The 7,021-nt window shown below is 60.3% G+C and carries 9 protein-coding genes; 2 read left to right on the top strand and 7 right to left on the bottom strand.

The genetic code is table 11. From position 1 onward, the window contains the following. The 5 genes from Q0M35_RS15955 to Q0M35_RS15935 all read right to left on the bottom strand — a co-directional run. A partial coding sequence (locus Q0M35_RS15955; protein WP_295317079.1) for an urease subunit alpha occupies positions 1-778 on the bottom strand: 778 nt, incomplete at its 3' end. Positions 779-1,209: 431 nt separating this feature from the next. After that, positions 1,210-2,034, bottom strand: a complete 825-nt coding sequence (locus Q0M35_RS15950; protein ID WP_295317077.1) for a cyclase family protein — start codon at positions 2,032-2,034, stop codon at positions 1,210-1,212. A 33-nt stretch (positions 2,035-2,067) separates the two neighbouring features. After that, complete coding sequence (locus Q0M35_RS15945) at positions 2,068-2,373, bottom strand: urease subunit beta (RefSeq protein ID WP_295317073.1); 306 nt, start codon at positions 2,371-2,373, stop codon at positions 2,068-2,070. 10 nt (positions 2,374-2,383) lie between these two features. Next, positions 2,384-2,686, bottom strand: coding sequence for an urease subunit gamma (locus Q0M35_RS15940; protein ID WP_295317059.1), 303 nt, complete (start codon positions 2,684-2,686; stop codon positions 2,384-2,386). Between the two features lie 2 nt (positions 2,687-2,688). Next, entirely contained in the window at positions 2,689-3,504 is an 816-nt protein-coding gene (locus tag Q0M35_RS15935) for an urease accessory protein UreD (RefSeq protein WP_295317082.1), read from the bottom strand. 212 nt (positions 3,505-3,716) lie between these two features. Between Q0M35_RS15935 and Q0M35_RS15930 the strand changes: the two genes are divergently transcribed. Then, positions 3,717-5,096 (top strand): MFS transporter, encoded by a 1,380-nt coding sequence (locus tag Q0M35_RS15930; RefSeq protein ID WP_295317053.1) that lies wholly within the window; start codon positions 3,717-3,719, stop codon positions 5,094-5,096. Positions 5,097-5,098: 2 nt separating this feature from the next. Here the strand turns inward: Q0M35_RS15930 and Q0M35_RS15925 are convergent, their stop codons facing one another. Beyond that, positions 5,099-5,896 (bottom strand): N-acyl homoserine lactonase family protein, encoded by a 798-nt coding sequence (locus tag Q0M35_RS15925; RefSeq protein WP_295317048.1) that lies wholly within the window; start codon positions 5,894-5,896, stop codon positions 5,099-5,101. Further along, positions 5,893-6,183 carry a putative quinol monooxygenase gene (locus tag Q0M35_RS15920; RefSeq protein ID WP_295317044.1) on the bottom strand — a complete coding sequence of 97 codons (291 nt, stop codon included), beginning with the start codon at positions 6,181-6,183 and terminating at the stop codon, positions 5,893-5,895. Before Q0M35_RS15920 ends, Q0M35_RS15925 begins: the two co-directional genes overlap by 4 nt. Positions 6,184-6,350: 167 nt before the next feature. Here Q0M35_RS15920 and Q0M35_RS15915 point away from each other — a divergent pair. Next, positions 6,351-7,021: isocitrate/isopropylmalate family dehydrogenase (locus Q0M35_RS15915; RefSeq protein WP_295317041.1), on the top strand; the 671-nt coding region annotated here is incomplete at its 3' end.

Below are 7,021 nucleotides of genomic sequence, written 5' to 3'. Positions count from 1 at the left end.
TTTCCACAAACCCGCTCTCGTTGAGCGTATCGGTGTGGATCATAACCTGAACGTCCATATCGTCAGCCACCGAAAGGCAGCAGTCAATCGCGCCGGGCGTGGTACCCCAGTCTTCGTGCAGCTTCATGGCGCAGGCGCCACCCTCGACCATCTCCACCAGCGCTGCGGGCAGTGAAGCGTTGCCCTTGCCGGAAATCCCGAAGTTCATCGGGAAAGCATCGAGTGATTGAAGCATCCGCCCTATGTGCCATGACCCGGGCGTGCAGGTGGTGGCCAGCGTCCCGTGCGCAGGACCTGTTCCGCCGCCCAGCATGGTGGTCACACCGGAATGCAGCGCATCCTCGATCTGTTGCGGACAGATGAAATGGATGTGGCTGTCAAAGCCGCCCGCGGTAAGGATTTTGCCCTCGCCCGCGATGGCCTCGGTCGAGGGGCCAACGATGATGTCCACGCCTGGTTGCGTGTCAGGGTTTCCGGCCTTGCCGATTTTGGCGATGCGCCCGTCGCGCAGGCCGACGTCCGCCTTGTAGATGCCGGTATGGTCCACGATCAGCGCGTTGGTAATCACGGTGTCTACCGCGCCTTCGGCGCGTGTGACCTGCGACTGTCCCATGCCGTCGCGGATCACCTTGCCGCCGCCGAATTTGACCTCTTCGCCATAGGTGGTGCGGTCGCTTTCGACCTCGATAACGAGGTCAGTATCGGCGAGGCGTACCTTGTCGCCGGTTGTCGGGCCGAACATAGCGGCATAAGAGGCGCGGGGGATGGTTGTGGGCATAATCAGTACCTTCTAAATGGTCGTGCGATCACAAATTGTTATTGGATCCTGGTGAACCTCAACAAAGAGCGGACTTTGTGTTCCGAAACAGAGGCTTGCGCAGCTGTGCGCTTTGTTGCGAACGAAGCGCGCTGACGATTGTGTCGCACGGGCGACCAGGCAGTGATTTTCGGGAAGGGTAAGTTGTCGAAGCGGTTCGACATTAAGAGAGAAAAGTAACCCATGTCGACTATTACTTTCCGGCTTCAGGCGCTCGCATTCACGATGTTCATACTTGTAATACCGGGTCAATTTCGCGGCTGGTGGTGATATGGTGCCTTTCCCTCGAAGCCTTGTCATTGAACCATTAGAAACAACTCTTCGAATGGCATGGGATGCGGCCAGTACATCCGTGCTGACCGCGTTCCGTTGTATCAGCGAACCGTCTCCCATCATACCATTGCAAAGATGCGCGCCGGGCCACCGGTGCCGCCGACGTGATTGGGTGCGCCGACGACAAGCGTGGCACCCGCGGCGGGCACATCCGCAAGGCCTGCGAGGTTTTCGATCCCGTAGCGCCCCGCCGGCAGCCAGGCATAATGCGTCGCGAAATCGGGCGAGGGGCCGTGATCGAGCGACAGCGTGTCCACGGCCATCGCCACTGCTGTGGTTTCTTCCAGCAGCATCTGCGTGGCTTCCGCGTGAAAGCCGGGGAAGTGCTTCACGCCATCGGCGTCGTTACCAACATAGTCCTGCGCCGAGCCGCTTTTTTCGCCCCAGCCCGAGTACATCGCAATGCAGGCTTTGTCGGGTATCTCGCCGTTAGCGGAGATCCAGGCGCGCAGATCGTCAGGCGTGACCTGCGCATCTGCGTTCTCTGCTGCCTTTGCGGCAATGTCGATTTTACACAGCGGCACAATCAGATCGCTCACCGGGATCTCATCAACTGAGGCCCCGTCGGCGGAGAAGTGCAGCGGCGCGTCGATATGAGTCGCGGTATGCTCGTTGATCGCGAGATTTAAAAGGTTAAAGCCATGCTCGGAAAAATTAAATTGCTGTTCCATCGAGATGCTGGGCACGCCGAAAAACGTAGGAAAGTCGGGAGAGAGTTTGTGGGTCATATCGACAATGCCGCCATGCCCTGCGGCGAGCGCCGCGGGCGCTGCGGCAACCGTGCCAAGTGCCGCAGCCGCGCCGGTGGCGGCCGTTGCTCTGAAAAAATCGCGCCTGGACAGCATTCTGTCCTTCACGGCATTTATAACGCAGATATCACACATGATCTTGTTCCTCTTGCTGGTTGAGCAGGGGCATCAGAGCGCACCCATCACTTTCTGATTGAAGCCATAAATCCGGCGCGCACCTGACACCGGGATCAGCTGGACCTCGCGGCGCTGTCCCGGCTCAAAGCGTACGGCGGTACCGGCGGCAATGTCGAGCCTCATGCCACGGGCGGCAGCGCGGTCGAACTCCAGCGCCTCATTGCTTTCGGCAAAATGATAGTGGCTGCCGATCTGCACCGGCCTGTCGCCGGTGTTGGCGACCATCAGCGTGATCGCATCGACGCCCTCGTTCAGTGTGATATCGCCCGCAGCGGGCATGATTTCTCCGGGGATCATGAATGTCTCCTCAGCGGATGGGGTTGTGCACGGTCACCAGTTTGGTGCCGTCGGGAAAAGTGGCTTCGACCTGTACGTCGTGGATCATCTCGGGGATGCCCTCCATGCACTGATCGCGGGTGATTACTTTGGCGCCGGCCTCCATCATATCGGCCACTGACCGCCCGTCGCGCGCGCCCTCGACCACCGCATCGGTGATCAGCGCAATGGCTTCGGGGTAGTTCAGCCTGACCCCCCGTTCAAGACGCCGGCGGGCGACATCGGCGGCCAGTGCTACCAGCAGTTTGTCTTTTTCGCGGGGGGTCAGCTGCATGTTTAAAGTCTCCAGCTCTGGGGTAGTGTGTTTCCGGTCAGGCGATCAAGGCAGGGCAGCAACGCGCGGCGCAGCGCGTAACCGTCCTCCGCCAGCAGGCGCGCCACGAGAAGTCCGGGACGCAGCAGGCTCGCGCCGCCGCAGGCCCCGATGAGATCGCGCAGCCCGTCCAGCGCGCCTTCGGCTTCAGGTGCGACCCAGACGAGGTTCGCCATGGCGCGCGCGCCTCCTGCAATTGCGGGGCGGTCGAGTTGTGCGGCGATATCACCGCTCAGGGACAGCCCGTCGCGGTAAAGCGGTGTGCCTGCCCGGCGGATATCGACCCGGTCGGTAAATGAGGCATCGTGCAGCTCTTCGCCCATTGCGCGGCGGCCGAAAAGCACAGGCTCGACCATCAGGAACCGCGCGCCGGGTGCGATGTCCGCCCGCAGGCTCCGCTGCAATGCGGCGCCCTCGTAAAGGATCGTTTCCTGGGGCAGCCAGTGCAGTACAGATCGTTCCGCAGCCTTCAGGTGAGTCACTAATGCGCCGGTCTGGCCGGCCTGCGCCCGATAGGCGCGTTCGGCGGCCTGTGTGGTGAGCGTGAGCCGGGCGTCCTCCCCCGCACATGCGTCAACGCGGAACTGATCGCCACCGGTGATGCCACCGGCAGTGTTAATCAGCACCGCTTCGACGTGATTTTTCAGACGTGGAAACAGGACCCTCAGCGCACCGGACTGGCGCAGATCGCCGATGTGCGAGCCGCCGTCGCGGTACTTTGCAGACACCTTTGCGGCCCCGATGGCGCGGGGTTGATCCAGCGGTGTCGCGATACGCATCAGCAAGCAGAGGTCTTCCGGCAGCAAAAGAATGTCTGCGTGAAGCCTCTCATGCTGCTTATCATTTGACGAGGCCCATGTTCAGGTTTTGCATTTTCCCGCATAAACTGCCTTCTTTTTAAGCAGATCAGCGCGCCGTGGTGATGCAAAAACCTGTCTGCTTGTGAGTATTTCCCGGTGTCATACAGATCAATCTGTGCAAGTCTGCGGCAATGATTAAAAACCTGCTGCCTATCAGCGCCCTCCTGCTTGGTTCTGCGCTCTTACTCTTTGCCGGCGGAACCAACAGTCTGATCCTGCCGGTGCGCGGGACGGCAGAAGGGTTCAGCGCATTTTCTTTAGGTCTTCTCGGGACGGGCTGGGCGATAGGCTATGTCGCGGGGTGTATTCTCACACCTGTTCTGGTGGGCAGGGTCGGGCACATACGCGCCTTTACCGTCATGGCGGCGCTGGCTGCGGTTGCGATCCTTTTATCTCTTGTTCTGCTGATGCCGCCTGCCTGGATCCCGCTCCGGGCGCTGTCGGGTTTTTGCTTCGCCGGTGCCGCGATGATCGTCGAAAGCTGGCTCAGTGAGCGCACGGACGCGAAAAGCCGCGGCAAAGTCTTCGGCGCCTACACGATGGTCAATCTTGTTGCCTCCACTGCCGGGCAAATGGCGCTGACGCTGGCCCCTACCGACGAATATTTCTTCTTTGTGACGGGTGCTGTGTTTTATTGCCTGGCTCTGGTGCCGGTCGCGATCACCTCAAGCACCAGCCCCAAACCGCTTGTCAAAGTCCGGCTTGATGTCCGGGCATTATGGCGCAACTCGCCGGTCGCTGTCGTGGCGATTTTGCTGATCGGTTTTTCCAACAGCGCCTTCGGCACGCTGGCGGCGGTCTATGCGGACCGTATCGGGCTGACGCTCAACGCTGTTGCATTCTTTGCCTCAGTGCCAATTCTCGCCGGTGCCGTGGCGCAGATCCCGGTGGGCTATCTCTCCGACCGGATGGACCGGCGCCGGGTACTTGTGGGGATCACCTTTCTGGCGCTTGTTGCGGATCTTGCGTTTATCCTGCTGGCGCCCGAAGGGCGGATGGCGAACCTTATACTCGCTTCGGTCTTCGGGGCTGCGATTTTTGCGATGTATCCGGTTGTGCTTGCGCATGCCAACGACCACGCGGCCGAGGGCAGCGGCATTCAGACCAGTGGCGGGTTGCTGCTGATTTTTGGCATCGGCTCAATTGCCGGCCCGCTGATTGCAGGTCTGGGCATGTCCTCGTTCGGGGCGTCCGGGCTCTTTATGACTACGGTGGGTGCACATGTGCTGATGCTGGCCTATGCGGTCTGGCGGATTTCCGTAAGCGCGCCGCCCACGGACGAAGAGAAAGGCAGCTTTGTCCTGGCTCCGCCGGGCAAGGCGCTTACCCCTGAAACCGCAGCGTTCTCCAGCGGCGGCAGTGCGGATGTGCCAACTGAGGCAGAGGCGCCGGCCGATCTCCCGTCAGCAGACAGCGGGCCAAAGGCGGATGATGAGACGCAGGAAACCGGATCAGATGATGCTTTATCTCCACCGGGACCCGATACCGGCGCCGCCAAAGACAAACCCTGATGTCAGCGCGGCACTTTTCCAACCGGACCGTGATCAAGGCGCCGGATGTGCTCAGCGGCACCTGCCGGGTAAATCTTTCTGACCAGCGGGTCGTGTCCGGGGACAATAAGATCCGGCGATGAGGCCAGCGCTTCCAGCCGGTCAAACCCGTCCAGCATATTCTGCAGATCCACCACGATGGGAAAAGGTTTCCGGCTGAAGACGTTTTCGTAATAGTGCGCGGCATCCGAGGCCAGAACCAGCCAGCCGGCACTGGTGCGCACGCGTACTGCCTGCAGACCGCGGCTGTGCCCGCCGATGCAATGCACCGACACCCCGTCTCGTATTTCCGCATCGCCGTCGTAAAACGTGACTTTGCCTGAGTAGAGCCGTGTCACCGCCTCACAGATATGGCCCGCGGTATAGGGCATGCGCAGGGTATCGTGACACATGCACGGACCGGTGGCATAGGCCATTTCGGCGGCTTGCAGATGCAGCTGTGCATTCGGGAAAAGATGCAGCCCGCCGGCGTGATCGTAGTGCAGATGCGTTACGATAAGCTCGGTAACATCTTCGGGCCGGATGCCCAGCGGCACCAGCGCCGCCCCGGGTTCTGTGCGGATCGGGCGGTCGCGCGCCGTGGCCTCTGCGGTATCATACCCGGTATCCACAAGGATCACTTCGTCGTCGCGCCGCAGGACCCACATGAAATAATCCATCGCGTGGGGGGCATCGTGGTTATCGTCAAAAATGAAACTGTCGCGCCGGGTCCGGCTGTTGCGGTCCGCGTATTTTACCGCATGGACTTCCCAAAGGCTCATTGGTTCACACTCTCATATGTCCGGACCGATTTTTCAGCGATCATAACATCGGTCTTTGCTGAAAAGCTCGCGAAATGCGCAGTGCCAAGATGAGCAGCGAACGCATCCTCGCCTGTGTAGAGCTCATACAGGAAAACCTCGTCCGGGCGCGCGGGATCAGTCGCGACATCGAACTGATGGCATCCCGGTTCATCGCGCAGCGATGCCTGCGCGTTGTCGTGCATCAGGGGCAGAAAATCCGGCATGCATCCGGGTTTCAGGGTGAAGGTGACAACGACTGCAAACATGATCGGCCTTTATTCTGTGCCCGGTGCACGAACGGGTATCGTCAGCGAAAGCAGATCATATGATCCGCTGATTTCCAATTCGGTTCATTATTGCATTTTTTAATGCATACATTAAAGAGGTGTTGTTCGCCGCGTTTCTCGCCGGCGAAACAGGAGAAGAAGCGCAGATGAAAGACAGTTTTGATATCGCCGTTTTTAACGGTGACGGGATCGGTCCGGAAATTACCCGACCGACGGTCCGTATTCTGGCGCGGCTCGCAGAGGCCGGGGCATACGGCCTGCGGTTTCGCGACGTGCCCGCAGGCGCAGCGCATTACGCTCAGACCGGCGAATCCCTGCCCGCAGCATCAATGGATGCTGCCCGCGCAGCCGATGCAATCCTGCTGTCGGCGATGGGGCTGCCCTCTGTGCGCTATCCCGACGGCACCGAGATCTCCCCGCAGATCGAACTGCGCAAGGCGCTTACGCTTTTCGCCGGTGTGCGTCCGGTGAGAATCTTCCCGGGACAGAAAACACCGCTGAACCTGCCGGAGGGCAAAGAGGTGGATTTTGTTCTGATCCGCGAAAGCACCGAGGGTCTTTTTTATACCCAGGGTCGCGGCGAGGTAAGCGAGAACGAGGCGCGTGAAACGCTGCTGATCACGCGCGATATCTCCGAAAAACTCTTCCGGTTCGCTTTTGGTCTGGCGCGCGAAAGAAAAGACGCCAGGCGCGGTTCGGGGCGGGTGACCTGCGTGGACAAGGCCAATGTGTTCCGGGCCTTTGCCTTTTTCCGCGCGCTCTTTGATGCGGAAGCGGCGAAACACCCTGACCTCGCGGCTGATCACGCATATGTTGA

Origin of the sequence: Roseobacter sp. (genome assembly GCF_024639605.1) — a bacterium.
GTDB lineage: Bacteria > Pseudomonadota > Alphaproteobacteria > Rhodobacterales > Rhodobacteraceae > Roseobacter.
The sequence above is the reverse complement of the archived record's forward strand: the minus strand, read 5'-3'. Positions and strand labels throughout refer to the sequence as shown.

Bases quoted from the DNA above. Each gene is read 5' to 3' on its own strand.
- Q0M35_RS15935 (WP_295317082.1), bottom strand. From the start codon at position 3,504: ATGCGTATCGCGACACCGCTGGATCAACCCCGCGCCATCGGGGCCGCA.
- Q0M35_RS15925 (WP_295317048.1), bottom strand. From the start codon at position 5,896: ATGAGCCTTTGGGAAGTCCATGCGGTAAAATACGCGGACCGCAACAGC.
- Q0M35_RS15920 (WP_295317044.1), bottom strand. From the start codon at position 6,183: ATGTTTGCAGTCGTTGTCACCTTCACCCTGAAACCCGGATGCATGCCG.
- Q0M35_RS15940 (WP_295317059.1), bottom strand. From the start codon at position 2,686: ATGCAGCTGACCCCCCGCGAAAAAGACAAACTGCTGGTAGCACTGGCC.
- Q0M35_RS15930 (WP_295317053.1), top strand. From the start codon at position 3,717: ATGATTAAAAACCTGCTGCCTATCAGCGCCCTCCTGCTTGGTTCTGCG.
- Q0M35_RS15945 (WP_295317073.1), bottom strand. From the start codon at position 2,373: ATGATCCCCGGAGAAATCATGCCCGCTGCGGGCGATATCACACTGAAC.
- Q0M35_RS15950 (WP_295317077.1), bottom strand. From the start codon at position 2,034: ATGTGTGATATCTGCGTTATAAATGCCGTGAAGGACAGAATGCTGTCC.